Below are 26057 nucleotides of genomic sequence, written 5' to 3'. Positions count from 1 at the left end.
ATTCCTCCTTCGAACAGAGTCGTACAATAGATTGAGCCGTAAAGTAAGGTCACTTGACTCCATCATGTCTTCCTCATGAGTATAGCGTAAATTTTCAGTCTGTTTCCATGATAAAAGCTTCCAGTTCAAGCGCTCCCCCGTCAAAATTTCGAATCTGTTAAATATGAAGGAAGCCGACGGAATTTCTTCAAAAAAAATTTGAAATCAGACGTTATGTATCGGAATATGACCGGATTGAGGGTGCGTGGAATAACTCATCCTATTCCCTACTTGCCTGTCCTTTTCCTTCTTTTCTACTCAGTAAAACAAAAAAGCAGCCGATCTCAATCGGCTGCTACGCAATTATTGTGCTGTCGCGATAAACTCTTTCAATGCTTCTTTTGGTTGGAAGCCCATTGTTTTCGAAACAGGCTCGCCATCCTTGAACATCATGAGTGTCGGGATACTTTGGATTTGGAAAGCACCTGCGACTTCAGGGTTTTCGTCGACATCGAGTTTCACGATTTGGACTTGGTCACCCATTTCTTGATCGAGTTCTTCAAGAACTGGCGCGATCATGCGACATGGTCCACACCAAGTTGCCCAGAAATCTACGAGGACAACGCCCTCTTTTACATCTTGTTCAAACGATTGAGTCGTTGCATGTTTAATAGCCATTTGTAAAAACCTCCCCAATAAGATGAGAGAGTCCTGATAGAGAACTCTCATGCAATTCATGTTCAGAGTATACCACGGAGGGTAACAACCCCAAAACGTTTTGCTTATTAGCTATTGACGAGGTGCTTACGGAACTCTTCTGTCAACATCGGGACGACATCGAACAAGTCGCCGACGATGCCATAGTCTGCCACGCTGAAGATGTTTGCTTCTGGGTCCTTGTTGATGGCGACGATGACTTTCGCGTTACTCATTCCAGCCAAGTGCTGAATCGCTCCTGAGATTCCACATGCGATGTAGAGGTCTGGTGTGACGACTTTACCCGTCTGCCCGATTTGAAGGGCGTAATCGCAGTAGTCAGCGTCACATGCTCCACGTGAAGCACCGACTGCTCCTCCGAGAAGCTCAGCCAACTCTTCAAGCGGTTTGAATCCATCTTCGCTCTTCACGCCACGTCCACCTGCGACGATGACTTTCGCTTCCGCCAAATCCACTTTCCCAGTCGCCTTACGCACGACTTCTTTGACGATCATCGCGAGGTCTTTCAATTCGACCGCCGGCGTTTCAACAGAGACGCTCGCGCCCGCTTGACGTGCAAGTGCGTCGATGTTGTTTGGACGGATTGTGAAGAACATGACGGAATCTTTGAACTTCACTTTCTCGAACGCCTTCCCTGAGTAGATTGGGCGAACGAACTCTGCGTCGCGTCCTGTTCCTTCGATAGAGACAACGTCACTGATGAGTCCGGCATCAAGACGTGCTGCAAGTTTCGGTGCGATATCTTTCCCGAGAGCCGTGTGTCCGAGGACAATCATTTCCGGATTTTCTTGCTCGATCAACTGGCGGAGCACTTGACCGTAGCCGTCAGGCGTATAATGCTTGAGGCGATCATCTTCGACGACGAGGACGCGGCTTGCACCATACTCCCCGAGTTCTTGTGCGAGTGATTGCACGTGATCCCCAATCACGACTGCCGTCACATCGTCTGTCAATTGCTTCGCCGCAGCGATGGCTTCGAATGATACGTTACGTAACGCGCCTTCACGCGCTTCTGCGAGTACTAAAGCTTTCATCTATGATCTCCCCCTTAAATGACTTTCGCTTCCGTGCGAAGAAGTTGTACGAGTTCGCTCACTTGTGTCGACATGTCGCCTTCAAGGATACGGCCCGCTTTCTTCTCTTCTGGCAAGAATCGTTCAATCGTCTCGATTTTCGCTTCGATTTTATCTTCATCGAGATCGATGTCCATGAGTTCGAGTTCTTCGAGCGGTTTCTTCTTCGCCTTCATGATTCCTGGCAAGCTCGGGTAACGTGGCTCGTTCAACCCTTGTTGTGCCGTCACGAGAAGTGGGAGTGCGACTTCGATCACTTCCGTATCCCCTTCGACGTCACGTGTGACCGTAGCCGTTGTACCATCGATTTCAAGACCCGTGATCGTCGTCACGTAGTTCATGTCGAGAAGTTCTGCGACACGTGGTGCGACTTGTCCGCTACCGCCATCGATTGCCACGTTTCCTGCGAAGATGAGGTCTGCGTCCTGTTCTTTCAAGTATGTGGCGAGCACTTTTGAAATCGTGACATGGTCCGCATCCTCGACATCGTCCTCGATTGAGATGCGAACGGCTTTGTCCGCACCCATTGCGAGCGCTGTACGTAATTCTTTATCCGCATCTTCTGGTCCTACCGTGACGACCGTGACCTCTCCCCCGAGTGCGTCACGTTTTTGAATCGCTTCTTCGACCGCATATTCGTCATACGGGTTGATGATGAACTCAGCGCCGTCTTCTTGAATTTCCCCATTCTCGAGCTGAATCGCTTCCTCAGTATCAAACGTACGTTTCAGCAAAACAAAAATATTCATGGTTGATCCCCCTTTAGTCAATTCTTTCCATCATTCATGAATCAGCATTCATTTTTTGAGCTAGTGATAGGGCTCACTGTTACGTAAGCCCTTTTTTCAACATATGGTGCACATTTGGAAGCGTCGACAACAGATCATACTTGAAGCCGCTCGCCATCCAACTCGTCACAACCTCATCGATTGTGCCGAAAATCATTTGACGGGCGAGTCGATAGTCTAAATCCTTGTCAAACTCTCCTGTCTCGATTCCATGTTTGACGACAGAATCGATTAAGTTCAAATACGGTTTGAGCACTTCTCCGATTTTTTGGCGAAGTACCAAGTTCGACTGCCGCAGTTCGATTTGTGTCACGACGGCGAGGTCGTAATCTGCCGACAGTTGCTTTAAATGTGATTCAATCAACTGATACAACTTACTCCCAGCTGACGTCTCGCTCTCGATTTGTTGTTTCGAGTAGTCGATGAACAGCCCCATCTTCGCTTGGAACAATTCGATTAAGAGATGCTCCTTGTTTTTGAAGTACAAATAGATCGTGCCGTCCGCGACACCCGCCTCTTTGGCGATGGCTGTCACCTTTGCACCGTGATAGCCATGATTGGCAATTACTTTGACCGCCGCATCAATGATTCGGTCACTTTTCGAAATATGATTTGTCATTAACCCCAAGCTCCTTACCGTTGCAGAAAAATGAATGATGGTTCATTCATTTATTATTCTATCATGCGTACGCTTGGTGTCAACTGCTTTGTTTCACTTGTTTGGCCTTCTCTTCGTCGACGAGGACACGACGTAAAATCTTACCGACGAACGTCTTCGGCAACTCGTCGCGGAACTCATACAACTTCGGCACTTTATAGGCCGCAAGCTTCTCACGACAATGTTTGTCGAGTTCTTCTTCCTTCACACTCGAGCCATCGCGAAGGACGATGAACGCTTTGACCGTCTCACCCCGATATGGATCTGGGACACCGATACAGACCGCTTCCTTCACGGCCGGATGTTCGTAGAGGACTTCTTCGATTTCACGCGGATAGACATTAAAGCCACCTGCGATGATCATGTCCTTCTTCCGGTCGACAATATAGAAGAACCCGTCCTCGCCCATGTAGCCGAGGTCACCGGTTGCGAGCCACCCATCTTTCAAGACGGCTGCCGTTTCCTCCGGTTTCTGCCAGTAGCCTTTCATGACTTGTGGACCGCTCAGCATGATCTCCCCGATTTCACCGATGTCCGCCTCTGTTTCTCCGTCTGCTTTTACTATTTTAGCAGAAGTATCCGATAACGGGGCACCGATTGAGCCAACAATCCGTTTATCCCACAAGAAGTTCGCATGCGTGACCGGCGACGTCTCAGACAAACCGTACCCTTCGACAATGCGACCACCCGTGATCTTCTCAAATTCCTCTTGCACCTCGATTGGAAGCGGAGCCGAACCCGAGATACATGCCTCGATCGAAGACAAATCGTACTTCTTCAGTTTCGGGTCGTTCAAGATTCCGACATACATCGTTGGTGCGCCCGGGAAGAAGTGTGGCTTTTTCTTCTGAATCGTCTTTAAGACATCCGTCACTTCGAAACGTGGCACGAGGACAAGCTCATAGCCGTTCGTGACCCCAAAGTTCAGACAGCAAGACATCCCATAGACGTGGAAGAACGGCACGACACACAATACGCGTTTCTCGTCCCCGCGATTGTACTTATAGAATAATTTCGTGATTTGATCGGCGTTCGCGGTCAAGTTGAAATGGGTCAACATGACGCCTTTCGGAAGTCCCGTTGTCCCCCCTGTATATTGAAGAACGGCGACATCTTCTTTCGGTTCGATGTCGAGTGGCGTGATAGGGTTAAAGTCTTTATAATCTTTGAACAGCGTCGATCCGGTCGTATCGATGACGATATTGTTCTCACGTTTCACTTTGATTGGATACAGTTTGTTTTTCGGGAATGGTAAGTAATCAGCGATACTCGTCGTGATCACGGTTTGAATCTCCGTCTTCTCACTGACGCGAAGCGTTTTCGGATATAACAGATCGAGGGTGATGACGATTTTGACACCTGCGTCCGTGACGAGGTTTTCTAGCTCACGTTCCGTATAGAGTGGGTTCGTCTGGACGACCGTCCCTCCTGCATAGAGTACGGCATAGAACGAGATGACGTATTGAGGACAGTTTGGAAGCATGAGGCTGACGCGGTCGCCTTTTTCAAGCCCTTTCGCTTGAAGCATCGTTCCGAGTCGACGTGCGGCATCATCGATTTCCGCGAATGTCCACTCCTTTCCGATAAAGGAGACGGCCGTACGATTTGGATAATCCTTTGCTGCGCGAGACAACGCCTCATAGAGCGGCTTTACCTCATAATCGATTGACTGGGGCATTCCTTCTGGATAATCTTGTAACCACGGTTTGTTCATCGCTGTTCCTCCTTGGAAATGAATACTCATTCAGTTAACCCTATTATAATGCTAAGAAAACGCTTTCATCTACCCTTTACCCGATAATTTTCAGAAAATATCAAAAAAAGCGATTGGATTTGTCATCCAATCGCTGTCATACCCGCCTAAAATAGGAATCTTTCGAATCCAGTTTTTCAAGCTTCTGATTCATGAGTTGTTGCAATTCTTTTTCATGACGAATATTTGAGAAGTCAGTCCCGAACCATGCCTCCATTTCAGGTCGAGAGAAGGCATAGGTCCGGTTCGGGAAAGCAAAACGGACGATTTCGGCGTTCGGGATGAGAGTGAAATAGGCAGCCGCATTCCTAATCGCCAGATGTTCTTGTTCCGCTCGTTCCATACCCGGGTCTTCGTAACGGACGGTCAACCCATAAGGACGCTTCTTCGTCTGCAGTTCGACCGATCGATAGCATTCATGTAGCGGCAAACTTCCGGCAATGCCGACGACGGCCGCATTGTCCCCGACTTTCGCCCCTTTGTATTCAAAGGCGTCCGGTTCGGGGTTCATACACCCTGCCAGTGAGATGACGAGTACGAGCAACAGACAGAAGCGTTTCATAGGTGTCCCTCCTTACGATTTGAGTCTCAAGTTGAAGCGGTAAAGCAAACGCTTAGCGAGTAAGTGTGCTAAGAACGCTCCGATCACAAAGCCTACGATGTACAACATACTGTTCGCTTGATACGTGAATGTCGTGAACACAATTCCTGTGAACATCGCGATACATCCAACGATGATAATGTGGACGAGCCATAACCAGTTGTTGAACATGAAGAAACGACCGTTGTTTTCTTGCGGTGCACGATTGTACATCCAAGCTCCTAACCATAATGACAAGACGATAAAGACGATAGACGATGGAATGCTAATCGTGACGAACTCTTGCCAATACTGATCGGATCGAATGTATTCATATAAAGATAAATTCATCAAGTTACCGAGTGGTGAGATGGCTTGAATAAATACACTTTCATAAGCTGAATCGATTAACCAACTCAACGCATCACCTCGACCAGTCAGCGAGTAAGCTGATCCTTGAATCAATGCGAGAATTCCTAACGGGAAAATCAAGGCGACAAACGACCACACTGATTGAGAAATCGATTCCCCACCGAACGATCCCATCCATAAAGCCAACGAGAATAACGAGATCCCAATCAAGGCGATATACAGGACGATCACGATCGATTTAAATACGGTCCCTTCTAATAAGAAGGAATAACGGGAAGTGGCGACCAATGCAAACATCGCGATACTTCCTAACAGCGTGGACATGATAATCCCACTTGCCCCCAACACCCATTTTGATATGTACAGCTGGGTGCGGGTGAAGGGGAGCGACATCGAAAAGTCCGACATTTGACTGTTTCGTTCGGCACCAATGAGCGACGTGGCCATGAGCGCACTAAACACGACGAATAAGAATACAACTGGTCCTACCGGAATGACATCACCTATGTCACCAAGATAGAAAGCTAAACTCGAATCAGGGTCGAAGAAGGACTCAACCGTCAGGCGATCTCGTTCTTCAAACGGGATCCCGTAATCTACAGAATTCGCTCGTGCATCTTTAATCTGCTCATCAAACTGTTCGAATTGTGTCCAAGCCGGCACAGTGAAGGCGACGACGCCTAAGAAGACGAGCAGCATCCAAAGCAACGACACTTGTTTCCAATCTTTCTTTAACAATACTTTAGACAACATGGGCTTCTCCTCCTAACTGGACACGGAAGACGTCTTCAAGAGACATCGGAATCTCTTCGATGAGCATCGGATTATATGAATCGATGAACGTCTCGAGCTCTTCCGTCCGTTCTTTCGCCATGAATAGCACGACACGTCCCGTCACGCTGATGATTTCGATATCTTTTCGTTCGAGCAGTTCGACCGGGACATGGTCGTTGAAGACGACTTGCCACTTGATGCTGAGGGCACGTGCCTCTTCGAGTGACAAGATCGCTTTGACACGTCCATTCTCAATCATGATGATGCGGTCAGCGATGCGTTCGAGTTCATGGAGTTGGTGACTTGAGACGATGATCGAGCAGTTCCGATTCTCGACTTGGGCAATCATCAGTTTTAACACATCGGATTTGGCGACGACATCAAGTCCGTCCGTCGGTTCGTCGAGCAGGTAGTACTTCGCTTGGACGGCGAAGGCGAGTGATAACGTCACGAGTGCCTTTTGTCCTTTAGAAAGCTGGCGGATCTTTTTGTTGTCGATGTTGTATCGTGTCAATGTCTCACGGAAGACGGTACGGTTGAAGGATGGATAGATCGATTCATACAGGTCCGTCGCCTCGTTCACCGTATAATTTTTGAGCGCATCGGCTGAATCCGGTACGAAGATGACGTCACGCTTCAATCCCGCATCTTTAAAGATACTTTTCGAACCATAGAGCACGTCGCCCATATCTGGGCGAATGATGCCGACCATCGTGCGGAGAAGCGTTGTCTTACCGGCACCGTTACGTCCGACGAGCGCAATGATTTCTCCAGATTCGACCGTAAAGTCGATGCCATCGAGTATCGTTTGACGGTCAATTTTTTTACTTAACTGTTCAACTTTCAGCATTGGATTTCCCTACTTTCTCATATTCCGTTCGCAATACGTCAATGGCTTCGTCTAACGGCACGTTCGCATAGTGGCAATCGATCGCAATCTTTTTGATCGAGGCGATGACCGGCTCACGTGCCGCATCATCGTCCACCCAGTCCTCGGAGACGAACGTCCCACGTCCACGTCGCATCTCGAGCAGCCCGAGCCGTTCCAACTCCTGATACGCCTTACTGACCGTATTCGGATTGATGACGAGATCGGTGGCGAGTTCACGCACGGACATCACCTTATCTCCTGGTCGTAAAATTCCACGGATAACAAGTTCTTTCGTTTGATTGACGATTTGCTCGTATAGCGGTTCTGAACTTTTCATATCGATTTTGTATAACATGGGTCACACCCTCTCATAATCAATGTTACTCTTTAAGTGTATTATATGTATTAGTACACGCAATTACAATAGTTCTTTGAGGGCACTTTTAGTTTACAGCGAAATGGAAATGATTTGAATAAGACTTTGGACCGAGGTTTATTCTCAACATATCAGGTACATTGGGAAAGAGGTGACGAAATGATGAAAAAACGAATCATAGCAGCTGTGATTGTCGGTCTTCTCGCTGGCGGCCTCTTCGTGTATACGACTCTTGAAAAGTCAGAGGCACGGGAGACTTATACCGCGTATGTGAAGGAAACGTACAACGAACAACCCGATATCGAGCTGTCACGCGATTGGAAGATGGGAGGTTATGTCGGGAAAGTGACATTGACGAACGAACCATTCGCCGGCACTTATTTTCTCGAGACGTACAGTGACGGCTCCATCCATGACAACGTGCTCGAGACGTATTGGGAACGTGAGGCTGAACGAACGATTCACGAGCGGCTCGTATCGGAAGGAATCCTAAAAGAGGAAGAGACCGTCCGTGCGGAGGTGCCGATTGGTGTGTCGGATGATGCGCAAGCGAACGTCTCCCCGACCCCGACGTCCATTTATGAAACAAATCCGAAGACGTATCTCGACGTCTCGATCATGTTTCATGAAGACTGGAACAATACGGACGAACAGAAACAACGGATTCTCGATGTCATGCGAGAAGTGGAATCCGATGTCTATTGGATTCACTTCTCGTTCGACGGGAAGCCTGGAGGAAATGACGATTACACAGAACGGTACATGATGTTCACGCGCAAAGCGTCTGACATCGACCCATCCTTCCTCGACGTGCGGACGATTGAGGACTTGAATGCCTTCGACCGAATGTATGGATTCGACGAGACGACATTCACGACAGAATATCGATTTGATGGCACTCCCATCGAAGAGGAGACGACACGATAAATTTCGGTGTCGTCTTTTTTTGAGCGTTTGACTTTACAGGCAATCCAAAACGTTGTATCGTTTGACAAGTCAACGATTGATAAGTCAATTGAGAAAGGTGGGACGCAATGGATCTACGTGAAATCAGCCGATTACTTTACCAAATCAAGTTGGCGGAACAAAACGTCGCATCGTCGTTCGAACGGGAGACAGGATTCAGCCTGACCCGCTACGAGATGCTACAAGTCGTCAAAGAACGAGGCGTTTGTTCGCAACGCGTTATTAAAGAAGAAATGAAAATCGACAATGCCGCCATCACCCGACATTTGAAAATCCTTGAAGAGAAAGGATATGTCGTCAGAGAGCGGAACGCGGAGAACCATCGCGAGATGTTCGTCCGCGTGACAGAGAAAGCAGAGCAAGACCTCGGGCACTGCGAACGAGACGAACAGGCCAACCACCTCGTCTTACAAGCCTTGTCCGCTGAAGAGATTCAACACTTATCCGGACTGCTTCAAAAATTGAACAGTCACACCTAAACAGAGAAAGAAGGAATTCACCAATGGCAACTACATTCGAAAACAATACATTTACAGACGTTATGTTCGGTCGTAAATCAATTCGTGTTTATGACGAGAACGTGAAAATCTCACAAGAAGAGATGCTCGAGATGATTCAAGAAGCAACGACAGCTCCATCATCAGTCAACATGCAACCATGGCGCTTCGTCGTCGTCGAAAGCCCAGAAGCGAAAGAGACGCTCAAGCCGCTCATCCGCTTCAACACGCGTCAAAACGATTCATCTTCTGCGATGCTCCTCATCTTCGGAGACATGGAGTGCTACGAGTACGGCGAACAAATCTACGATCAAGCGGTCGCAGAAGGCAAAATGCCACAAGAAGTTCGTGATCAACAGCTCGGCGCAATCATCCCTTACTACAAAAACCTCTCGAAACAAGAAATGAACGACATCGTGAAAATCGATGCGAGTCTCGCAGCGATGCAATTCATGCTCACAGCACGTGCACACGGCTATGACACGAACCCAATCGGTGGTTTCGAGAAAGACCAGCTCGCTGAAGCGTTCGGTCTCGACAAAGACCGTTATGTACCTGTCATGATCTTGTCTGTCGGAAAAGCAGCAGAAGAAGGTTACGAATCAGTCCGTCTTGACGCTCAAACGGTCACATCATTCAAATAATTCATTAAACAATCGGAGGAATCAACCATGATTTTAGTCAACGCCACATTCGATATCCAAGCTTCACAACGCGAGAACTTCTTGCGTGACATCCAAGTCTTGATCGACTCATCAAAACAAGAAGCAGGCTGTGTCGGATATGACCTATACGAGTCAACATCTGTCGAGAACCGTTTCGTCATGATCGAGAACTGGGAAGACCAAGCCGCTCTCGAGCAGCACAACCAAAACCCAGTCCTCATCAACTTCGCACAAAACGTGGCGAACTACGTGTCAGCGAAACCGGTCGTGCAAGTAGCAGCGGTCAACTAATATGTCGATGCTCACCCTTGTGCTCGGAACGCTTGTCGCCATCGAATTCTTCTATATCTTCTATTTAGAGACGATTGCGACGGCATCCTCGTCGACGTCACGCGTCTTCCGTATGTCGAAAGACGAGCTAACGAGAGACTCGGTGTCGGTTTTGTTCAAAAATCAAGGCGTCTATAACGGATTGATCGGAGTCGGGCTCTTGTACGGACTCTATCTTTCCCCCAACCCGGTCGAGATTGTCACCATGATGCTGACCTATATCATTCTCGTTGCCCTATATGGCAGTATCACGAGTGACAAGAAGATTATTCTGACACAAGGTGGGCTTGCCATCTTGACGTTGATCTCGATGGTGATCTTATGACAGAAAAAGCGTCCGACCTGAGAAATGGTCGGACGCTTTTTTATTGAGTGTCATCGTTCCAGTACAATGGAAAGATTCTTGATAACAACAGTTTCGACAGGTATTTCTTCAAGAAAAGGTAGATAGCCATCATTAGTAGACATCCGTTCCTTGTATGACTGGAAAAGTATTAAGTAATTCTTAAACTATCGCTCGTTTGAATCAAGTCTTCAAAAGTCTCGTCATTGATTTCAATGACATTGCATTCGATAAAGAAATGATCTTTGTTGTTCACTTGAAAATATAAGTTAGTCTTTGATGTTATTTCTTCAATCGCTGTTAATTCAGAATCTAAGCTCTTAATTTTTATGTGTGCAAATCCATTTGGGTGATAACCAATCTCGCTGACGAAGGAACTATCATCTTTCTCACGGTTGTTAAGTCTATACGTTTCATAAGGATCTTCATTATAAACGACTTCTTCTTGATAAACATAGTATGAAAGAACCTCTTTGAAAGAAACTCGTGTTTTTAATATAGATTGCTGTTTTACACTTTCTACCAAGAGTGTAATCGTCTCATTGAAGTAATCGATATCTAACTTTGCAATTTCCCAACCGTTGACCAAGAATTCTAAAGACTCATTCATTTTGATTTCGTTCTCATTCATTTTCCCTTACCTCATTCACTTTTTAAATTTTTTTATAAGCGAAATAATGGTTGATGGAGATGACTCTTGCAATGTAATGTGAGTTTCAGAAGCGTTATTCGAAAAGTTACCGGCTCGGTTTAACGCCTTGTTACCGACAGACATTCTCCAATATGCTTCTTTACGCCCACCGGATCCAGCTTCCATTAATCGAATAACAATTTCTTGCTTCTTATTTGGTATCGTAATTACCTTACCTTTACCATTTTTAGCATCTTTAACTACTCCACCATACGCTTTTGTAATTTGTGAAACTCCTAAATCAATCATAGCCTGCATAGCGACTTTTTTACCGTAATGCTTAATCACGTATTGCAGACCAGCTCTAAGAATAAGCGGGATTAGAGCCGGAAGTACAGATGCAGAAGCTTCAATCGTATTTACAGAAAATGTTTCACCACTATTTAAGCTCCTGATTTCCCCCTCGAAGTTCTCCCCTTCGATCCTATTGATTTCTACAGTATAAACTTCTTTAATACTATTTTCAGTATCATTTGAAGAGATAGTAGCCTTAATCTCTAAATCCTCTTCATTAAAAATAATATTCGATTCAATACTTTGATTATCGATTTCAATATTCGAATTTACTAGGACATCTTGAGAACCTGACGTTAATAATTTCATGTCCAAATTTTCATCATTCAACCCTAACTCTTCTTGAACATCAATATCTTCTGTAGAAGACGGATTACTCTGGATTTCTTGAACTTTTTCTTCGATTATATTTATCTCTGATTTTTTTGAATCTGATGCCGAAACGTTGGAACCACTGATTACTGAACTAAATATTAATGTAATTACAATTAATTTTGTTATTAAACTTCTCATAATATATCCCCCTGTTTTCTAAAATCGAATAACCCTAATAAATAATCGTACTGATTTGTTTGACAAAATAAGAAAAGAAAATAGCAGTGACTATTTCCAATAAAATTACTCCCTCCCCCATCTTTATTCAATGTATTTATCTTACAAATCATATAATCATTCTGAACTATACTAGCTTTTCAAAAAAGAAACTATCGGTTCCTCATTGGTTTTTTTAATGTAAACTAATAGTGGCATTGTTGTCGTATCAGTCTTTTAAGGGGTGTAAAGAGTTATGAACTGTAAATTGAAAAAGAGATTAAAACAGTTACGATTAGAAAATAAATATTCACAACAGCAAATTGCTGACAAACTTAACATCACCAGGCAAGCAGTATCCAAATGGGAAAATGGTAAATCTATACCAGATATTGAAAATTTGAAATTACTTTGTGAAATCTATAACGTTTCTTTAGACAATATTCTTGAAAATTCAGTTCTTACTGAAGAGAAAATAAACGTCCGAAAAAATAGTGTTCGATCTGAGATGAGACACTGTGCATTGGTTTTGACCATTGTCGCAAGTTACTTTCTTGCGCCTTTCGGATTTATCACGTTGGCAGCAGTACTTTTTTTTATGAAAAGAACAGACGAACATCGTTTATTACTTACGTTTTTATCCTTAATGGCTTTAATTAAAAATATCCACTCTACTTATTATATCTAGTGTTTAAAATAACTATCTTCTCTTACTTTTTCATGAATCTCATCGTACGAACTGATAGTTGGTAAAACACGTTATCAAATTGTGTAGTAGCCTTGGTATATTCAGATTCTTTAAATTAAGAATGAAACAAACAATTATCAAAAAAATATAAAGAAGTAATTTAAGAAAAGAAAGACTCAATATAAACTTTAAAATAGCGTTTTTTTATTCAGTATTAAGTTTTACTCAGAAAGGAAAATCAATATGATCAAACTAAAAATATGCACTCTAGCAGTAGTAGTTTTGATTTCAACAATCGTAACAGGGAGTGATCGTTCAACGAATATCAAGCAAGGAATGGAGTGTGAACAAAATTGGACGCATTGTGCTCTTTCGTTAACAAAAAACAAATTATCATCCTCTAAACAACCAATTAAGATTGCGATAATGGATACAGGAATCAATAGTGATATTACTCAATTACATAAGTACGTTATCAAACAGTATAATACGCTAGATAGTTCTTCGAATACTTCAGCTATACATCCTCACGGAACTATGATTGCAAGTATCATCGCCGCTACCTCTTTTGAAAATTCAAAGATTGGAATCAACGAGAATATACATTTGTATGATGTTCAAACCTTAGATGACCAAGCAAACGGAGAACTTGATAATACAGTTAGAGGAATTGATTGGGCTATAAAACAAAACGTAGATATCATTAACATGAGCTACGGTTTTTCCCATCATGATAAAACTTTAGAGAATGCTATTAAGAGGGCCCACGATGCCGGAATCATAATCTTAGCAGCTGCTGGTAATACACTCGGTTTATCGACAGATTACCCCGCCCGCTATAAAGAAGTACTATCTATTTCTGCTATTGATAAAAATAAATCAATCTATGCATATGCCGCTAAAGGAAAAGTCGATTTTGTAGCACCAGGAGTGGAAGTGCCTGTTCTAAACCTAGACGGTAAAATCGAATCTCAATCAGGAACATCTTTTTCAACCGCATATGCCACTGCTGTTGTTTCCTTATTACTCAACAATGAAGAAAGAAAAAACTTAATAGCAAAATTAGAGCAAAACTCTATAAATTTAGGTCCAATTAATCAGTATGGAAATGGATTGATTCAATACATCGAAAATTAAAAACACTTTATAGTGCGTTTAAAAATATTAAAATGATTATTATCTAACTTGCATTTAATCAGAGTATCGTGACTTATTATTTTTTTAAATGCTATTCAACAGAAAATCATCACCTCAAACAATGAATGGTTCTCTGTTTTACTTTTTACAGTGGATTCAGTACTAATTTGTATAGAAAATCGAAATGTTCTTTCGTCTTGTACAAATAAAATATTTTTTCATAGTAAACGAGATTTCTTTACAACTTTAATTTGTTTGCGCAAGTCACAATTTCACCTATAAATTGAATAAAATATAGTTCTTTGAAGTAGATTATGACTGCTTAGTCAAGCTCATCTATAAGATTATTTAAAATCCACACTCTAATTACAATTCATTCAACTAAAGTAATGAGCGACTATGTATACACGTTCCCCCTCTTCACAGTTAATTGTTCATCATATCGATTTCATCAAAAAAACCGCCCTGACCGAAGTCAGAGCGGAGTCCTATTATAAGGCGAAAATCGCTGCAGATACACCGACGACACCAACGAGCGCCATCGCATATACCGGCACACGTGGCATTTCGCCATTGTTGTCGAGCGCTTTCCCGAACATATAGAAGACGATTGGGTGCACGAGGAACGGCATCGAGAAGATGAGCGGGATGAGAAGCGAGGCTTCCGTCCCGAACATTCCACCTTGAACCGCTGCGAACAAGCCGAAGTGCGAGATCGCTGACGATTGTGCCATCGTCGTGTAGTCAAATGCGATCGTGCTGAACGTCAAGATGACGAGACCACCGAAGACGGCCATCATCTGCCACCCGAACGAGAACTGCATAAGGGCTTTGACTTCTTTGAAGTCTTCCCCGTTCGCCGCGCGTAAGTTTTTCAACGCGAGCGCAGTGAGTACGAGACCGACCAAGACGATGATGGCTGTCGGCCAAATCCAGAGAGCACCGTTGTCGGCACTGACCGCGAGGATGGAGAATACGAAGATATGTCCGAAGAACGGGATGTTGATCATGATTGGCGCACGTTTCGCTGCTACTTGACCGAAGTCACCAGCCGTACACGCTCCTGTAAGACCACTGTGTGAAAGTGAACCTGCCATACCTGGTGCGAGGTTACGGATGTGACCCGTGCGAGCGAACCACATGATGAGTGCGATTCCACCGAACATCCAGAACAACTGACCGAAGAAACCGTACACGAGAATCGAATTCATGCCTTCGATTGCGAACGCGTCACCGATTCTTGAACCCCCGACCATGAAGTTGGCAGCCAAGACGACCGGAATCCCTGCGAAGAGAAGCGCGCGGACAGTCGGTCCATACGTCCAGTTATGGAAGATGGCACCGAGTGCTGACGAAATCAACATCGCGAAGAAGATTTGCGGAAGTGCGATAATTGGCTGAATCGCTGTCGCAATCAAGAACGAAACGAACAAGATGACAAGCAAGAGAACTGTCTCGATAAGACCTTTTTGCATGTATACTTTCTTGTCCTGAATTTGTGCTTTATGGTCGATGAGTAAGAACGACACGGCAAGACCGAGGAGTGCGAGGATTGGGTAGTAAAGCGCAATCCCTTCTGCCGTACCTGGCTCGATTGCCATACGGAAGAACCCTTCCAAACCGACGAGCAAGAAGAACGAACGAAGGATGAAGATGAACTGCGTACGTCCTGTCCCGAGGAACATTTCCTCTTTGGCAGGAATGACGATGTCCTCCATGTCGAGCTCTTGTTTACTCAAGATTTTACGAAGTTCTTGTCCGCCGACGAAGAATGAAACGACTAACGCAATGATCGTCGTCCGTGACAAGAAGTCGACGAGCGGGAATTCAGGAAGACCCGGCGTCGCGATACCGAGCTCGACCATACCGAATCCGAGACCGAGACCGAAGATGACGATGACGAGGATCGGTGAGAAGCGCGTCCCAGCCACGACCATACGAGATAAAATGACCATTGGAATGACGAAGGCCATAAGCAACCAGAATTGGTTGATGAGTTGCATTTGAGATAATTGCTGTACAAGTTCCATTGACTAACCCCTAACATAATTTTTAGCACACAATATCGAAGTGTACAGGAATGAACATTGTGTGACAATAGGGTGTGATGTTTTGTAAACATTGAAAGCGGAACCAAGTGAAATTGGTCCCGCTTTCGTTAGTTATTGGATTGTCTAAGACCCCAAATGCCTTTATTTCCCGTGGAATAAAAGAGGTCTTCTTTTCCGGTAAAGCTCGCCGAATCACTGGAATGCGCACGAATCTGTTTATTGATGTGCCCTTTCCAATCTTTATATCGATCGAGTTCGAGTTGATAGTATGATTTTTCGACATACGCATAAATGTCTTTTAAAGATGCTGTCCCACCGTGGTGTTGGAGGGCGAATTGGATTTTACGTAGTAACAGGCGTTTCACCTTATCCCCACCTCTCTAATTTTTCATTCAACATCACTAAATCAATCAATCTGATGATCGTTGTGCTTTCCGACTGAAGTAGTAATGTAAGCGAACTTCTACAATCTGGCTCACCCATTCATAAACTACCGGATTGCGGAGCGCTTCATTGAATTCGATATGTAGGCTTTCATTTTCTACATAAAACGGTCCTTTGGCAATTTTATCGAATGGCATCCGCACCAACAATTTTTCAATCCGTTGTTGATGGAAAGGTTGCTGAAAGTCTTTTGTCTTTCCATCAATCTGTTGACGATAAGGCACACTCGTCAAGTAATCATAAAACGGATAAGCTGCATCAGATGCTTTCAAAGGAGTGTACCACATTTGTTTTCCCCGCTCTAACATGACGGATAATACAACCATCTTATAACTTGTTGTAATTCTTGTATCCTCCACTTCATACAAAAGAGGATACATATTTTCAAAAACACTTAACTCACCGTCTGTTAACTCACCAATCTTCTTTAAAAAGCCGAAGAAGCCACTAAAGTGCTTCCTTTCGGATTGATACGCCTCCAATGAATATTCGCCTCGTTGAATTAGTTCTAGGTAGGTCGGTCGTCTCCCTAGCTCTTCCTTCACCATGAAATAATTTCGTTCTAATAATTGATGTCGTGTCGAAGAACGAATCATCATTTTCTTCAAAAGATCGACAGTCTCTAAATCAAATTCGATTGTACACGAAGTAGGTAAGCTATTTGATGTTGGAACCTTCTTCAGTGAATCTGGACCGTCTGTCGTCAATAGCGCCAGTTTCTTATCAATATTTTTATAGTTCCCGATCAAATCGATGATTGTACAATGCGTCTTTCCTTTTGATAGACGTAGTCCTCGTCCGATTTGCTGGGTGAACACTGTCAATGATTCTGTCGGACGACAGAACAATAGCGTATCGATTTCAGGGATATCGACACCCTCATTAAATAAATTCACTGCAAAAATGATGTCCAATTGCCCATGCTTTAACTGAGTAATCACTTCGGTGCGATCATACTCGGCCTGACTATGAAGCGCTACCGCCTGCACTCCTTGTCTCCTAAAATAATCCGCCAAATATTCAGCTTGTACAACGGAAGAACAAAATCCTAGTGCTCTCGATTGATGATGTTCTGACCAAGCCTTGTAAATCTTCTCGGCAACACTTTCTTTTAACTGTTCTGCCAATAACTCTTCTTGATCGTAACGACGTCCATTGATAAGACGAATCTGAGAGTAGTCGATTTCATCATAAATTCCAACGTAATGAAACGGGGTTAAAAACGATTCTTCAATCGCTTCCGTAAAGTGCATCTGGAAAGCGACGTTATCATCACAAAGTGCATATACGTCTCCTCCGTCTAATCGGTCAGGTGTTGCAGTCAAACCAAGTAAGAACTTTGGTTGAAAATAATCTAGCACCCGACGGTAGGAAGGAGCAGCCGAATGATGGAACTCATCCACGATAATCAAATCGAATTGCTCCGGGTCATATTGCTCCATTCTTTGCTTCGAAGCTAACGTTTGAATCGAGGCGAACACGACATCAGCAGTTTCTTGATTTCGTGATTCACCTCCAAGGAGTAATCCTGTCTTCCAATCCGTTGCCACATTGAGAAATGACTTTTCTGCCTGTAACAAAAGTTCCTTTTGATGCGCAACGAAAAGGATACGTTTGAATTGACGAGCAAAAAATGCACTTAAATACGTTTTTCCTAATCCAGTCGCCAAAACGAGCATCGCTTTTTTTCGACCTTCCGCCATCGTCTCTCGGAGTGCCAACAATGCCGCATCTTGGACAGACGTCGGTGTAATCGAATCATCTTCTATGTAAACGGGAGAGTGTTCAGCGACCTCCAGCTCCTTCATTCGATCCTTTCGCGCTTCATACTCTTCGCGATAAGACTGTAACGAGACTGGATTCATCATTTGCGCATATTCACTATAAAATAACTCATGGAACGCAGCGACTGACTCCTCAAAAACCTCCTCTGATACACTTGAAGGAATCTCAACATTCCACTCCACACCATGATTTAGCGCACTATGCGATAAATTCGAGGAACCAACAAAAAATGTACCGCTTTCCATTGTTCGGAACAAATATGCCTTTGGATGGAACGACCTTCCTTTTGAGCGGTATAGCCGGAGCTCAATATTCGGTATTTGTAATAGAATATCCAGTGCATCAGGATCGGTGAGGTACAGATAGTCTCCTACCAAAATTCTGATTTGAGCATCGCTTTCACTCGCTTGTTTTAATGAAGAATATAATTCCTTCACTCCCGACACTTGAGCAAACGCGACGACCATATAAATTTCAGTCGCCGCGTCTATGTGTTCTTGTAAAGGGATGCCCAGATTGCTCGTATGGAGTCGTAAATCACTCATGATCAAGGACCTCTTCTAAAAATAGCCCCTTTTCAAAACCACCACGTTTTTTGCGTTTCTCTTCACGAATCTGATTCAATTCATCGAAGTCTGCCCCATGCATGTTTCCAAGTGTATAGACCAACTCCAAAATGTCAGCTAACTCTTCAAGAGACTCTTCATCAATGTTCGTCTCTTCATACTCTTTGATTTCTTCATAGAGTTTCAAACGTGCTTGCTCAAAGTGTTCGGCTTGAGTAAGTTGCTTCACAATCGGGATTTTTCCTGATTCGTGAATAATTTCAGGAATGCGGTCACGGATTAATTTATTGTACTCTTTCCTCATTATTCTCAACCCTTTCTGCATGCATTGCGGTAGATCAATTTCTATTAAAATACTATACTTTCATTATACCCAATTATTTGAAGGTTTGTTTTATGAAATAGGAGGCTGTATCTAATTGATTACTTCAGAAATCCAATCAATATTTAACGTATTTAATAATGATTTTATTTACGAAATTCCTGATTTCCAAAGAGATTTTGTATGGGGGGAAGAAGAAGTTACACAGCTCTTTAAAGATTTTAATGAAGACACAGAAGAATTTACAAAGGAAAGTTCGTTATTAGACGGCTATTTGTTGGGAAATATCGTGTTGATTAACAATGATCACCAACCTGCAAACAAAATTGTGATTGATGGTCAACAGAGACTTACAACCCTTTCGTTACTATATAAAGTTCTAGAAGAAACAATTGATTATCGTTTACATCAGAATAAAAGCAGCTTTGATACAATTCAAAAATGGATGAATGTCCGAGGTGAATTAAACAAAGGGTATGGATTATTTGACGATGATGCAAATTTTAAAACTTCTAAAATACAGCATCACAAAAGCTTAGAATTTGGTAGTACTTATCGGCACATTATTCGCCCAGATTCTAATTCGAAAAACCTATCTCAAACTTCTACTCAAATTGAAGAAGTATATGATGTATTAAAAGAAGAACTCGCTAAATTAGATGATCAGAAATTATTGAAATTTGTAAACTACATAAAACATAAAGTCATGTTAATTGTAACTACTGCACCGACATTATCTAAAGCATTTCAATTATTTGAAATCTTGAATAACAGGGGGAAAGATTTAGAACCACTAGATTTAATAAAAAACATGCTTTTAAAAAATCTTGCTAAAGATTTCTATAGTGACGATGAACGAGATAAGTTTACTGAGATGTGGAAAAAGTTTAACAACAACCTCGTACTCAGTCCCAAAAGAAAAGTTGAATCTTCAACCTTCCTAAAGCATTATTTAGTAGGAACCACTGGAGAAAACATTCGTAAAGATAAACTCTTTAACTATTATTCAGAACTAAATCCATCTAAGGAAGAAGTTTTATCAATCGTTTCAGAGATGCATGATGTTTCATACACTTACGGAAAATTAGAACGTAAAGAGTTTGAAGGATTCATTAAAAATACTCATTTACTCAATGTTTTATTCAAACTTTTGAACTTAAAACAGGCACAAACAATCCTCATTCCATTCTACAATGAATCAGAACAAAGAAAATCAGAGATTGTTGATTTGGCAATTCGATTGGGTGCAAGTGTTATTTTCTCTTATACGCAAACTAACTATATTGAAGCTGAAATACCTTCGTTGATAAAAAAATATAATGCAAACTTAAAGCGAGAAGGGCAAGACCAAGCTTATCATCAATTCGTAAGTGAGTTAGAAAGAAGAATTTCAGAGAAAGCTAAGCTTGCAAAAGAAGCTGTATTTGCTAGAAAATTTGAGAACACCAGAGGAAACTACAATAAAAAAGGTTACGACTTGCTCCGTTTCATCGAAGCTTATGGTCATTCCGATAACACCGTTCTTCTAACGTCAAACCGAAATAAAAAGGTCACTTTGGAACACATCATGCCAAGAACACCAATTAGTAATGAACTGATAGAAGGTTCCGGCTTTGAAGACTTAGAAGAATATAAAGAATACGTGAATCGAATTGGTAATTTTGCACTTATCGGTAACGATGAAAACTCTTCACTTTCCAATAAACAATTTGATCAGAAGAGATCTGTATATGCAGATTCATCAATTTGGACCACTCAAGTATTAGCAGGTCGTTTAATCTCTTCGATGAAGTCTGGAAAAGAAGTACAACAATTCGAAAAAATTAATAGCTATTTGTTTATGGATGAATCTTCTTCAAGTGTTTATTGGACAAAAGAATTAATTCTGAAGCGATCTGAAAAACTTGCAGCGTACTTAGAAGCAGTCCTCACTAACAAATGACCAACTTCATTATCAATTCTTTAAGATATGTATTTAAGAAAAGTGATATCATTTCACTTTTCTTTTTATTTTGTCAATCCACCTCAAACGCCTTCACATACGCCACATGATCCAACATCACAATCAACTCATCCTCAAACTGTACGAAGCCATCGCTCGCATGTCGAAACACTTGAAAGATCGACTCTAATGCCTCATATCGCGTATCCGCCTCCACCATATACGTCAGCACTTCTTCGTTAATTAAATGGAATTCAATTTCGAATGATTTCATCTTCTCTCCTCCTCACTCTTCTATACCCGTTCCCCATTTGAAAAAAATACAGCTATACATTGGAATGTTTTTCCTCTAATCTGAAAATAGTCAGAATATTACGTCCTCTTACATATTTTCACTATAACATAGGTAAAGGAGAGATTTAACGGTATGGCTTATCACTTCACATGCGAACATTTAACAAAACGCTTTGATACGGGTGACGTCAAAACGGTCGCCTTAAAAGACATCAACCTTCGCTTCGAACACGGAGATTTCATCTCCATCATCGGACCATCGGGGTCTGGGAAGTCGACGCTCCTAAGTCTGATCGGTACACTCGACCGCCCGACAGAGGGCACGTTGCTCTTCAACGACGAACCCATCTCGACGCTATCTGCGAAACAGCTCGCGGACTTCCGATTCGAGAATATCGGTTTCATCTTCCAACAGTTCCATCTCATCCCGACACTGACAGCACTTGAGAACGTCATGTCCCCGCTCTTCGGACGAAAAGTCGATTACGACGTTCACGAACGTGCGCTCGAATTATTGAAGGAAGTAGGTCTCGCTGACAAAGTCGATTCGTTGCCCTCCCAACTGTCCGGGGGTCAGCAACAACGTGTCGCCGTCGCCCGCGCCCTCATCCACCGTCCGAAATGGCTCCTCGCCGATGAGCCGACGGGGAACTTAGATACGCACACGGGTGACGTCATCTTCGACCTATTGATCCGCTTGAATCGCGAGAACGGATGTGGCGTCCTATTCGTCACCCATGACCCGGAACTCGCCGATCGAGCCAACCGAAAAATCGAGATGCGCGACGGGCAGGTCGTCGCCATGAGCGACGTCCATCATGCTTAAGTTCATTTGGAATTCATGGTGGCGGAATAAAGAACGATTCATCCTGCTCATGGTCGGGATGCTCATCGTCAGTACCGGGCTCAGCTATCTTCTCGGCGTGACCCAGGCGAATAATGGGACAGTCGTCAACGAGCTGCAAAAACGTTGGGACTCGTCTTATCACATCGTCGTGCGTCCAGAAGGCAGCCGGAGTGTGACCGAGGACTTGAACCTGCTCGAACCGAACTATATGAGCGGACTCGAAGGCGGGATCACGCGCGAACAGTACGAAACGATTCAACAGATTGCCGACATTGATGTCGCGGCACCAATCGCCATGATTGGGTCGACTTATTCGAGCTCGTTCACGCAAACGCACACGTTTGATAAAGCGGGTCTTTATCGCCTTAAGATGAACACACTCATCGATACAGGCATTGAAAAAATCAATGACTTCCAAGACTTGAAAGCCTACTTTTGGGTCGGCTGGATGCCAAACGGTGATTCCACTCACATCGGCATCGGTCCGACCGCCCTATATGAAGAATTCCCACTCAGTTACGGAAGTGATGTCATGCTCGCCGGGATTGACCCGGTCGCCGAAGCGAAACTCGTCGGGTTAGACGATGCCGTACAAGCGACAGCGTTCAGTCGTTACTTCAATGAAGAGGATGTCCCAGAGCCTTACGATGAAGACATCACGACAATCCCGATTTTGATGAGTACAAAAGACTACGTCGATGCCTCGATCAACTACACCATCGAAGAAGTCGATGCCGATACGAGCGACCAAGAGGCGTTTATCAAAACCTATCTCGAGAAAGGGAAAGGGGAGTATCTAGATAGCTTGAAAGGCACGACAGTCGCCTCATACGACTTTACAGCCCAACAAATGCACGACAATATCACGAAACACATTTTAGAGGGAAAACCGCAGCCACAAGATCCTCGTCTCACCGTGGAATACACTTGGCTTTCCGAGAAGGCATCACCTCTTGTCTATGAAGGCGTGACGAGCCCGTTCCCGAAACGTTGGCCGTATTCGTATCAAATCAAACCGTTCCTCGCTGAGGGTCAAGTGAAGTATGGTCAAGAAAGTATGTATCGTAAGTCCAATTTATACGCAGAAGACCTTAACGATGCACCGAAAGTAAAATATAACTACATCGGCTTATTCGACCCATCGAAACTGAAGTTGTCAAAAGATCCGTTGACGGAACTCCCGATGGAGACGTATTTCCCGGCAAGCGCCGAATGGGTCATGAACTCGAAGGATGAGCCGGTCAACCCACCGACGACTGTCAAACCGACGAATAACCCATATAGCTTCTTGACGAAACCACCGTCAATGTTGACGACACTCGACGCGGCGTTCGCCATCGCCGGTGACAAGGCCATCTCGGCCATTCGCGTCAACGTGAAAGGCGTGGACGTCTTGAACGAAGAAAGTGAAGCGAAGCTCCAAGCAGTCGCGAAGGAGATTGAAGACAAGACCGGTCTCATCACGGACGTCACGCTCGGTTCGTCTCCACAATACGCCGTCACCTATCTCCCTGGACTTAAAGGAGAAAGTTCGCTCGGTTGGATTCAGCAGCCATGGATTAAAATCGGGTCGTCAATCACGATTTTCCAGGAAGCGAAACTCGGCTTCTCCGGTGTCGTCGCGAGCGTCATCCTCGTCGCGATGCTATATGTATTCAGCTCGAACATCATCATGCTGTACGCACGGAAGAAAGAGTTCGCCATCCTCTTGTCGCTCGGTTGGCGGCCGAGTCAGCTGTCGAAACTGTTATTCTTAGAAGCCACGATCCTCGGGTCGATGGTAGCGCTCATCTCGTGGATGATTCTCGGAACGTTCCTTTGGACGGCGGCTGGCTCGACATCGATCACCCGTATCTTATTAATTGGACTCGCCGGACTCTTGATATACTGGCTCGGGACACTCATCCCGATCCGGCTCGTCCGTCGCATCAAGCCATATGAGACGATGCAGTCCGGTGAAGTCTCAAAAGGACGACGTCTCGGCCGCTCTCGCTCAAGCGTCGGTATGAGCTTGAACCAACTCGTGACGTATTGGCCACGGACGTTGTTGTCGATTCTTGCCATCGCTTTACCGACGAGTCTGTTCGGCTTCTTCTTGTTCGTCACGTTCCGTCTCCAAGGCGTCTTGTACACGACGTGGATCGGGGAGTTCGTGGCACTAGAAGTCGGGACGATGCATTACGTTGCCATGGGGGTCGCCTTACTGATTGCGATGCTCACGACGACCGAAATCATGTGGCAAAACGTCTCCGAACGAAAACCGCAACTCGCCGTCTTGAAAGCGCTCGGTTGGCAGAACACGTCCATCCGTCGTCTCGTCTTGACGGAAGGTGCGCTAACCGGATTCTTCGCCGGACTACTCGGTGTGACGTTCACCATCGTCATCGTCACGATCATGTATCAACAGTTCCCGACGTCAGAGCTGCCATTCTTGTTTGCGACCATCTTCATCCCGGTCGTGACAGGTGTCTTAGGTGCACTGCTTCCGGCTGAACGTGCCGTACGCATCACACCGGCTGAAGCGATTGGTGGGCATGTCGTCAACCAAAAGCAAGTCGAGAAACGATTCCGCTTCGTCCTCGGGACGACGGCGACGGCACTCGTTGTTGGGATCATCAGCTTGTTCGTCTTCACGTCACCAGAAGTCAAACCGGTCACGGAAGAGGCGAAAGCGACACCGGTCCCGACTGCGCAGACGACGGGTGCGAAACAGGCTGATTTAAAAGCTGATAAACCGAAAGAAGCAAAAGACACAACACCAAAAGAAGATGATCTTCAAAAAATCATGAACCTCGGCACGTTCCAAACGTTTATTGGAGATCCACAAATGAAGAAGCGTGAATTCCAAGTTGGACAACCCGTCTTCGCTTCACCGGATGGAACTGAATCGGAAGATGGTAAGCGATTCGTGAGTCTCCCGCTCTCCCTCTTCCATTCAGATGACGGTCAAGGTGGTTATATGGAATATCGTCCAAACGGATTCCGTATGTACACACCAGACGGGACAAAATATAGTCCAGTCGATCTGGTCAACCACAATAAGAAAGCGTTCAAGAATGGTTTTCGTTATTTCACAGGCGAGAAATCCGAAATTGATTTAGTCTTCCTCGTCCCAGAGAAAGAAAAGACGCTCGTCTTGTATGCGTCAAGTGACGCCATGCCGAAAGTGTATACCGTCAAAATTGACGTGCCGTAAACGAAACAACGTCGCCCCGGAGTCGAGGCGACGTTGTTTTTCATTCGGCTTCTTTCACGATTTCGACACGTACTCCTGTGTCCCCGACTTTTCCTAGGTTTTCTACGGTCGGGTCTTCATACGCCAACACATGAAACTCCTGCTCGATCGTACGGATGACATAATGCGCGAGCGCGCCACGGTTACGGTTCACCGGATGAATCGCCATCCGTTCACTGGCGAATGACATCAGGCGTGATGCGGACAGTTTTACAATCGGATGCTCGTTCCATAATCCGTCTTCTTTCATTCCGTGCTCTTCTTGTGTCCCTAAAAAGACGGCGTACTGTTCGAAGCGAACTCGGATGCGGTCGCGCTCGGCATCCCATGTGAGGAGCATCGTCGGATTCGCCGCTCCATAAAATGTCCACTCTAACGGGTAATACGCCTCATTCTTCATCTGAAACGATTCCATGTCGAGTACGTAGCGTTCGGTCGACATCAAGTAGTGTAAATCTAGTTTCATGAGATCCCCCCTTAAAAACACA

The 26057-nt window shown here is 44.4% G+C and carries 27 protein-coding genes; 10 read left to right on the top strand and 17 right to left on the bottom strand.

Translation table 11 applies throughout. From position 1 onward, the window contains the following. Window positions 1–342: 342 nt before the first annotated feature. From trxA to Q9R25_RS00875, 9 genes are all read right to left on the bottom strand, one after another. On the bottom strand, window positions 343–657 hold the full coding sequence (trxA, locus tag Q9R25_RS00915; RefSeq protein ID WP_015881090.1) for a thioredoxin: 315 nt from the start codon (window positions 655–657) through the stop codon (window positions 343–345). Between the two features lie 107 nt (window positions 658–764). After that, the gene (locus tag Q9R25_RS00910; protein WP_015881089.1) at window positions 765–1730 is read right to left on the bottom strand and encodes an electron transfer flavoprotein subunit alpha/FixB family protein; all 966 of its coding nucleotides are present in this window, start codon (window positions 1728–1730) and stop codon (window positions 765–767) included. A 14-nt stretch (window positions 1731–1744) separates the two neighbouring features. Then, complete coding sequence (locus tag Q9R25_RS00905; protein ID WP_214691159.1) at window positions 1745–2518, bottom strand: electron transfer flavoprotein subunit beta/FixA family protein; 774 nt, start codon at window positions 2516–2518, stop codon at window positions 1745–1747. Between the two features lie 79 nt (window positions 2519–2597). Further along, window positions 2598–3176, bottom strand: coding sequence for a fatty acid metabolism transcriptional regulator FadR (locus tag Q9R25_RS00900; RefSeq protein ID WP_074037553.1), 579 nt, complete (start codon window positions 3174–3176; stop codon window positions 2598–2600). Between the two features lie 79 nt (window positions 3177–3255). Beyond that, window positions 3256–4929 (bottom strand): AMP-binding protein, encoded by a 1674-nt coding sequence (locus Q9R25_RS00895; protein WP_311282701.1) that lies wholly within the window; start codon window positions 4927–4929, stop codon window positions 3256–3258. A 136-nt stretch (window positions 4930–5065) separates the two neighbouring features. Next, complete coding sequence (locus Q9R25_RS00890) at window positions 5066–5530, bottom strand: DUF4825 domain-containing protein (protein WP_015881085.1); 465 nt, start codon at window positions 5528–5530, stop codon at window positions 5066–5068. Window positions 5531–5542: 12 nt separating this feature from the next. Continuing rightward, a complete protein-coding gene (locus tag Q9R25_RS00885) occupies window positions 5543–6673 on the bottom strand; it encodes an ABC transporter permease subunit (protein ID WP_214691161.1) in 1131 nt (376 codons plus the stop codon). Beyond that, the gene (locus Q9R25_RS00880; RefSeq protein WP_074037559.1) at window positions 6663–7544 is read right to left on the bottom strand and encodes an ABC transporter ATP-binding protein; all 882 of its coding nucleotides are present in this window, start codon (window positions 7542–7544) and stop codon (window positions 6663–6665) included. The genes Q9R25_RS00885 and Q9R25_RS00880 overlap by 11 nt, the downstream gene beginning before the upstream one ends. Continuing rightward, entirely contained in the window at window positions 7531–7920 is a 390-nt protein-coding gene (locus Q9R25_RS00875) for a GntR family transcriptional regulator (protein WP_074037561.1), read from the bottom strand. Before Q9R25_RS00875 ends, Q9R25_RS00880 begins: the two co-directional genes overlap by 14 nt. 183 nt (window positions 7921–8103) lie before the next feature. On the opposite strand from Q9R25_RS00875, the gene Q9R25_RS00870 reads away from it, so the two are divergent. The 5 genes from Q9R25_RS00870 to Q9R25_RS00850 all read left to right on the top strand — a co-directional run bounded on the left by Q9R25_RS00870 (window position 8104) and on the right by Q9R25_RS00850 (window position 10724). Then, window positions 8104–8868, top strand: coding sequence for a hypothetical protein (locus Q9R25_RS00870; protein WP_311282700.1), 765 nt, complete (start codon window positions 8104–8106; stop codon window positions 8866–8868). A gap of 107 nt (window positions 8869–8975) precedes the next feature. Next, complete coding sequence (locus tag Q9R25_RS00865; RefSeq protein ID WP_214737641.1) at window positions 8976–9386, top strand: MarR family winged helix-turn-helix transcriptional regulator; 411 nt, start codon at window positions 8976–8978, stop codon at window positions 9384–9386. Between the two features lie 23 nt (window positions 9387–9409). Next, the gene (locus Q9R25_RS00860; RefSeq protein WP_311282699.1) at window positions 9410–10048 is read left to right on the top strand and encodes a nitroreductase family protein; all 639 of its coding nucleotides are present in this window, start codon (window positions 9410–9412) and stop codon (window positions 10046–10048) included. Window positions 10049–10075: 27 nt separating this feature from the next. Beyond that, complete coding sequence (locus Q9R25_RS00855; protein ID WP_026826548.1) at window positions 10076–10360, top strand: putative quinol monooxygenase; 285 nt, start codon at window positions 10076–10078, stop codon at window positions 10358–10360. A gap of 1 nt (window position 10361) precedes the next feature. Further along, window positions 10362–10724 carry a DUF1304 domain-containing protein gene (locus Q9R25_RS00850; protein WP_311282698.1) on the top strand — a complete coding sequence of 121 codons (363 nt, stop codon included), beginning with the start codon at window positions 10362–10364 and terminating at the stop codon, window positions 10722–10724. A gap of 169 nt (window positions 10725–10893) precedes the next feature. On the opposite strand, the gene Q9R25_RS00845 is transcribed toward Q9R25_RS00850, so the two are convergent. Together Q9R25_RS00845 and Q9R25_RS00840 are read right to left on the bottom strand one after the other, a co-directional pair. Continuing rightward, window positions 10894–11373 carry a YxiG family protein gene (locus Q9R25_RS00845; RefSeq protein ID WP_074037569.1) on the bottom strand — a complete coding sequence of 160 codons (480 nt, stop codon included), beginning with the start codon at window positions 11371–11373 and terminating at the stop codon, window positions 10894–10896. A 15-nt stretch (window positions 11374–11388) separates the two neighbouring features. Further along, window positions 11389–12240, bottom strand: a complete 852-nt coding sequence (locus tag Q9R25_RS00840; protein ID WP_074037570.1) for an SAR2788 family putative toxin — start codon at window positions 12238–12240, stop codon at window positions 11389–11391. Between the two features lie 274 nt (window positions 12241–12514). Here Q9R25_RS00840 and Q9R25_RS00835 point away from each other — a divergent pair, with 274 nt between their 5' ends. Together Q9R25_RS00835 and Q9R25_RS00830 are read left to right on the top strand one after the other, a co-directional pair. Beyond that, window positions 12515–12946: a helix-turn-helix transcriptional regulator gene (locus tag Q9R25_RS00835; RefSeq protein WP_074037572.1), complete on the top strand. Its 432-nt coding sequence runs from the start codon at window positions 12515–12517 to the stop codon at window positions 12944–12946. A gap of 243 nt (window positions 12947–13189) precedes the next feature. Next, a complete protein-coding gene (locus Q9R25_RS00830; protein ID WP_215244126.1) occupies window positions 13190–14083 on the top strand; it encodes a S8 family peptidase in 894 nt (297 codons plus the stop codon). A 491-nt stretch (window positions 14084–14574) separates the two neighbouring features. Here the strand turns inward: Q9R25_RS00830 and Q9R25_RS00825 are convergent, their stop codons facing one another. From Q9R25_RS00825 to Q9R25_RS00810, 4 genes are all read right to left on the bottom strand, one after another. Beyond that, entirely contained in the window at window positions 14575–16113 is a 1539-nt protein-coding gene (locus Q9R25_RS00825) for a hypothetical protein (RefSeq protein ID WP_074037576.1), read from the bottom strand. A 128-nt stretch (window positions 16114–16241) separates the two neighbouring features. Next, window positions 16242–16499 carry a hypothetical protein gene (locus tag Q9R25_RS00820; RefSeq protein WP_078146508.1) on the bottom strand — a complete coding sequence of 86 codons (258 nt, stop codon included), beginning with the start codon at window positions 16497–16499 and terminating at the stop codon, window positions 16242–16244. A 45-nt stretch (window positions 16500–16544) separates the two neighbouring features. Then, entirely contained in the window at window positions 16545–18908 is a 2364-nt protein-coding gene (locus tag Q9R25_RS00815; RefSeq protein WP_311282697.1) for a DEAD/DEAH box helicase family protein, read from the bottom strand. Then, the gene (locus tag Q9R25_RS00810; protein ID WP_215244128.1) at window positions 18901–19233 is read right to left on the bottom strand and encodes a nucleoside triphosphate pyrophosphohydrolase; all 333 of its coding nucleotides are present in this window, start codon (window positions 19231–19233) and stop codon (window positions 18901–18903) included. Before Q9R25_RS00810 ends, Q9R25_RS00815 begins: the two co-directional genes overlap by 8 nt. A 115-nt stretch (window positions 19234–19348) precedes the next feature. Between Q9R25_RS00810 and Q9R25_RS00805 the strand changes: the two genes are divergently transcribed. Continuing rightward, window positions 19349–21193 carry a DUF262 domain-containing protein gene (locus tag Q9R25_RS00805; RefSeq protein ID WP_311282696.1) on the top strand — a complete coding sequence of 615 codons (1845 nt, stop codon included), beginning with the start codon at window positions 19349–19351 and terminating at the stop codon, window positions 21191–21193. Between the two features lie 73 nt (window positions 21194–21266). On the opposite strand, the gene Q9R25_RS00800 is transcribed toward Q9R25_RS00805, so the two are convergent. Continuing rightward, window positions 21267–21467 (bottom strand): hypothetical protein, encoded by a 201-nt coding sequence (locus Q9R25_RS00800; RefSeq protein ID WP_196430390.1) that lies wholly within the window; start codon window positions 21465–21467, stop codon window positions 21267–21269. 153 nt (window positions 21468–21620) lie between these two features. On the opposite strand from Q9R25_RS00800, the gene Q9R25_RS00795 reads away from it, so the two are divergent. Together Q9R25_RS00795 and Q9R25_RS00790 are read left to right on the top strand one after the other, a co-directional pair. Continuing rightward, complete coding sequence (locus Q9R25_RS00795; protein WP_196430389.1) at window positions 21621–22313, top strand: ABC transporter ATP-binding protein; 693 nt, start codon at window positions 21621–21623, stop codon at window positions 22311–22313. Beyond that, window positions 22306–25530, top strand: coding sequence for an ABC transporter permease (locus Q9R25_RS00790; protein ID WP_311282695.1), 3225 nt, complete (start codon window positions 22306–22308; stop codon window positions 25528–25530). The genes Q9R25_RS00795 and Q9R25_RS00790 overlap by 8 nt, the downstream gene beginning before the upstream one ends. A gap of 40 nt (window positions 25531–25570) precedes the next feature. On the opposite strand, the gene Q9R25_RS00785 is transcribed toward Q9R25_RS00790, so the two are convergent. Further along, window positions 25571–26035 carry a hypothetical protein gene (locus Q9R25_RS00785; RefSeq protein ID WP_311282694.1) on the bottom strand — a complete coding sequence of 155 codons (465 nt, stop codon included), beginning with the start codon at window positions 26033–26035 and terminating at the stop codon, window positions 25571–25573. Window positions 26036–26057 lie beyond the last annotated feature (22 nt).

Origin of the sequence: Exiguobacterium sp. BG5(2022) (genome assembly GCF_031844365.1) — a bacterium.
GTDB lineage: Bacteria > Bacillota > Bacilli > Exiguobacteriales > Exiguobacteriaceae > Exiguobacterium > Exiguobacterium profundum.
The sequence above is the reverse complement of the archived record's forward strand: the minus strand, read 5'-3'. Positions and strand labels throughout refer to the sequence as shown.

Excerpts from the sequence above, each read along its gene's own strand:
- Q9R25_RS00830 (WP_215244126.1), top strand. The coding sequence starts at position 13,190 with ATGATCAAACTAAAAATATGCACTCTAGCAGTAGTAGTTTTGATTTCA.
- Q9R25_RS00800 (WP_196430390.1), bottom strand. The coding sequence starts at position 21,467 with ATGAAATCATTCGAAATTGAATTCCATTTAATTAACGAAGAAGTGCTG.
- Q9R25_RS00835 (WP_074037572.1), top strand. The coding sequence starts at position 12,515 with ATGAACTGTAAATTGAAAAAGAGATTAAAACAGTTACGATTAGAAAAT.
- Q9R25_RS00840 (WP_074037570.1), bottom strand. The coding sequence starts at position 12,240 with ATGAGAAGTTTAATAACAAAATTAATTGTAATTACATTAATATTTAGT.
- Q9R25_RS00825 (WP_074037576.1), bottom strand. The coding sequence starts at position 16,113 with ATGGAACTTGTACAGCAATTATCTCAAATGCAACTCATCAACCAATTC.
- Q9R25_RS00850 (WP_311282698.1), top strand. The coding sequence starts at position 10,362 with ATGTCGATGCTCACCCTTGTGCTCGGAACGCTTGTCGCCATCGAATTC.
- Q9R25_RS00870 (WP_311282700.1), top strand. The coding sequence starts at position 8,104 with ATGAAAAAACGAATCATAGCAGCTGTGATTGTCGGTCTTCTCGCTGGC.
- trxA (WP_015881090.1), bottom strand. The coding sequence starts at position 657 with ATGGCTATTAAACATGCAACGACTCAATCGTTTGAACAAGATGTAAAA.
- Q9R25_RS00880 (WP_074037559.1), bottom strand. The coding sequence starts at position 7,544 with ATGCTGAAAGTTGAACAGTTAAGTAAAAAAATTGACCGTCAAACGATA.
- Q9R25_RS00815 (WP_311282697.1), bottom strand. The coding sequence starts at position 18,908 with ATGAGTGATTTACGACTCCATACGAGCAATCTGGGCATCCCTTTACAA.
- Q9R25_RS00895 (WP_311282701.1), bottom strand. The coding sequence starts at position 4,929 with ATGAACAAACCGTGGTTACAAGATTATCCAGAAGGAATGCCCCAGTCA.
- Q9R25_RS00875 (WP_074037561.1), bottom strand. The coding sequence starts at position 7,920 with ATGTTATACAAAATCGATATGAAAAGTTCAGAACCGCTATACGAGCAA.
- Q9R25_RS00910 (WP_015881089.1), bottom strand. The coding sequence starts at position 1,730 with ATGAAAGCTTTAGTACTCGCAGAAGCGCGTGAAGGCGCGTTACGTAAC.
- Q9R25_RS00845 (WP_074037569.1), bottom strand. The coding sequence starts at position 11,373 with ATGAATGAGAACGAAATCAAAATGAATGAGTCTTTAGAATTCTTGGTC.
- Q9R25_RS00860 (WP_311282699.1), top strand. The coding sequence starts at position 9,410 with ATGGCAACTACATTCGAAAACAATACATTTACAGACGTTATGTTCGGT.
- Q9R25_RS00855 (WP_026826548.1), top strand. The coding sequence starts at position 10,076 with ATGATTTTAGTCAACGCCACATTCGATATCCAAGCTTCACAACGCGAG.
- Q9R25_RS00810 (WP_215244128.1), bottom strand. The coding sequence starts at position 19,233 with ATGAGGAAAGAGTACAATAAATTAATCCGTGACCGCATTCCTGAAATT.
- Q9R25_RS00900 (WP_074037553.1), bottom strand. The coding sequence starts at position 3,176 with ATGACAAATCATATTTCGAAAAGTGACCGAATCATTGATGCGGCGGTC.
- Q9R25_RS00795 (WP_196430389.1), top strand. The coding sequence starts at position 21,621 with ATGGCTTATCACTTCACATGCGAACATTTAACAAAACGCTTTGATACG.
- Q9R25_RS00905 (WP_214691159.1), bottom strand. The coding sequence starts at position 2,518 with ATGAATATTTTTGTTTTGCTGAAACGTACGTTTGATACTGAGGAAGCG.
- Q9R25_RS00885 (WP_214691161.1), bottom strand. The coding sequence starts at position 6,673 with ATGTTGTCTAAAGTATTGTTAAAGAAAGATTGGAAACAAGTGTCGTTG.
- Q9R25_RS00865 (WP_214737641.1), top strand. The coding sequence starts at position 8,976 with ATGGATCTACGTGAAATCAGCCGATTACTTTACCAAATCAAGTTGGCG.
- Q9R25_RS00790 (WP_311282695.1), top strand. The coding sequence starts at position 22,306 with ATGCTTAAGTTCATTTGGAATTCATGGTGGCGGAATAAAGAACGATTC.
- Q9R25_RS00890 (WP_015881085.1), bottom strand. The coding sequence starts at position 5,530 with ATGAAACGCTTCTGTCTGTTGCTCGTACTCGTCATCTCACTGGCAGGG.
- Q9R25_RS00785 (WP_311282694.1), bottom strand. The coding sequence starts at position 26,035 with ATGAAACTAGATTTACACTACTTGATGTCGACCGAACGCTACGTACTC.